The following is a 1,739-nucleotide window of genomic DNA, read 5'->3' on the forward strand; positions in this document are numbered from 1 at the left end:
AAAATAAGTAAAGCCAAGTAAGTTCAACAAATACAGAATGATACAAGAAGTAGTTTAATACGTACTCATAAAAAGATTACCAATAGATGTACTACCAAGATGATTTATCCACCTTATCCATTTTCATCACTAATTAGATGATTTATTTTCAACATGAACTCAATAAAACATGCAGCATAAGACAAAATAAAAAAAGCTGTGATTCAATAACCAAAAACTGATGTTAGCCATCGCAGCCTGATATCAAAATACGGTATGATACTCACATCACAATTGGAGGCGATATGAAAATTACAAAACATGCGGCGGTCACTATTCATTACCGCTTATCTGATGAGCAAGGTCTATTAGTAGAAAGTTCATTTGAAAGTGAACCAATGGTTTACTTACATGGCACTGAAAATTTAATTCCTGGACTTGAATCAGTTTTAGAAGGTAAAACTGTTGGTGAGAATATCGAGGCAAAGATCCCTGCGGAACAAGCCTATGGCGAATATCACCCAGGTTTAAAGCAAGAAGTTCCTGTCAGTGCATTTGGTGATGTCGAAGATATCGTTCCAGGTATGCGTTTTATCGCTGAAACTGAAATGGGTCAACGCCCTGTTCAAGTCATTGAAGTGAAAGATGATGTCATCGTTGTTGATGGTAATCACCCTCTAGCGGGTCAGTCACTGCATTTTAGTGTCGAAGTTATCGCTGTAAGAGAAGCTACAGCAGAAGAACTATCTCATGGACATATCCATGCAGAAGGCGGCTGTGGTAGCCATGGACATGATCACGGACACGACCATGAATCATGTGGCACAGAAAAACCTGGCTGTGATGGAAATGGCGGCTGTGGCTGTCGTTAATTCATTATTGATTAAATAGATAAGTTACTCATTCTATCTTTAATGTCTATTTGTCAGTAAAAAGGTTGAAACATCGCAAGGCATTGTCTAGTTACTAGGCAGTGCCTTTTTGTTTAGGTTATAGTTAGCTCGTTAATCACATCAATTAGTCAGATTTATTGTATCGACCGTTAAGGATAACTTGGGGGTACAATCCTCACTAATTGACTCCCAATATAATAATTAATACCTAGCGACGGAGTGCTTATGTTAATTAAACCGCTGTATGAATTACTGCCGTTCACTTACATGCTTGTAGGTAGTGTCAGTATTTTTTTACTCGAACCAAATTATGCACTTATTGCTTCAATTGTAGTGTATTTATATGGTGCACATATTTACAACTTACGCTCCAAGAACCGTAGAACCGACCCCAAACGTAAACGCAAATCAGGATTCATCCCCGAAACAATTTATGGTTTATTACCCTTTATTTACGTGTTGGGTGCTGTGAGCCTTTATCGGTTTTACCCTAGAGATTCCAGCACACTTTTTGCACTGTGTTTAACCACCTATGGTGGATACCTATTTTTAAGACGTTTAAGTTATCGTCACCACAGATTACCGCGAGGAATTAACCAATAGTCAGATTAACTATTGCGGTGAGGATCAAAAAGATTAACTGAACAAAAAACATGAACATTTGATTAGCAGGAATTAATGCTGAACCTAATGTCATTAACATTGATGAATGCCTATTTGATTTTATGAGTAACACTTCAGGCTCGATAGGTAATAAAAACACCTATCGAGTCAATTATATTGGCAATTTATTAGTATTGAATTATCAGCACTGAGGACTGGAATATTGTGTCGATGCACATCGATGGTTAATTGCTTAGCCTAAAA

At 37.3% G+C, this 1,739-nt stretch carries 2 protein-coding genes; both read left to right on the forward strand.

What is annotated here, in order from left to right; translation table 11 throughout:
• Nucleotides 1-284: 284 nt before the first annotated feature.
• Nucleotides 285-851: a peptidylprolyl isomerase gene (gene slyD / locus CXF78_RS16515; RefSeq protein ID WP_011638355.1), complete on the forward strand. Its 567-nt coding sequence runs from the start codon at nucleotides 285-287 to the stop codon at nucleotides 849-851.
• Nucleotides 852-1,097: 246 nt separating this feature from the next.
• Nucleotides 1,098-1,475 carry a hypothetical protein gene (locus CXF78_RS16520; RefSeq protein WP_011638356.1) on the forward strand — a complete coding sequence of 126 codons (378 nt, stop codon included), beginning with the start codon at nucleotides 1,098-1,100 and terminating at the stop codon, nucleotides 1,473-1,475.
• Nucleotides 1,476-1,739 lie beyond the last annotated feature (264 nt).

Source organism: Shewanella sp. 11B5 (assembly GCF_002836795.1).
Taxonomy (GTDB): Bacteria; Pseudomonadota; Gammaproteobacteria; order Enterobacterales; family Shewanellaceae; genus Shewanella; species Shewanella frigidimarina.

Bases quoted from the DNA above. Each gene is read 5' to 3' on its own strand.
- slyD (WP_011638355.1), top strand. From the start codon at position 285: ATGAAAATTACAAAACATGCGGCGGTCACTATTCATTACCGCTTATCT.
- CXF78_RS16520 (WP_011638356.1), top strand. From the start codon at position 1,098: ATGTTAATTAAACCGCTGTATGAATTACTGCCGTTCACTTACATGCTT.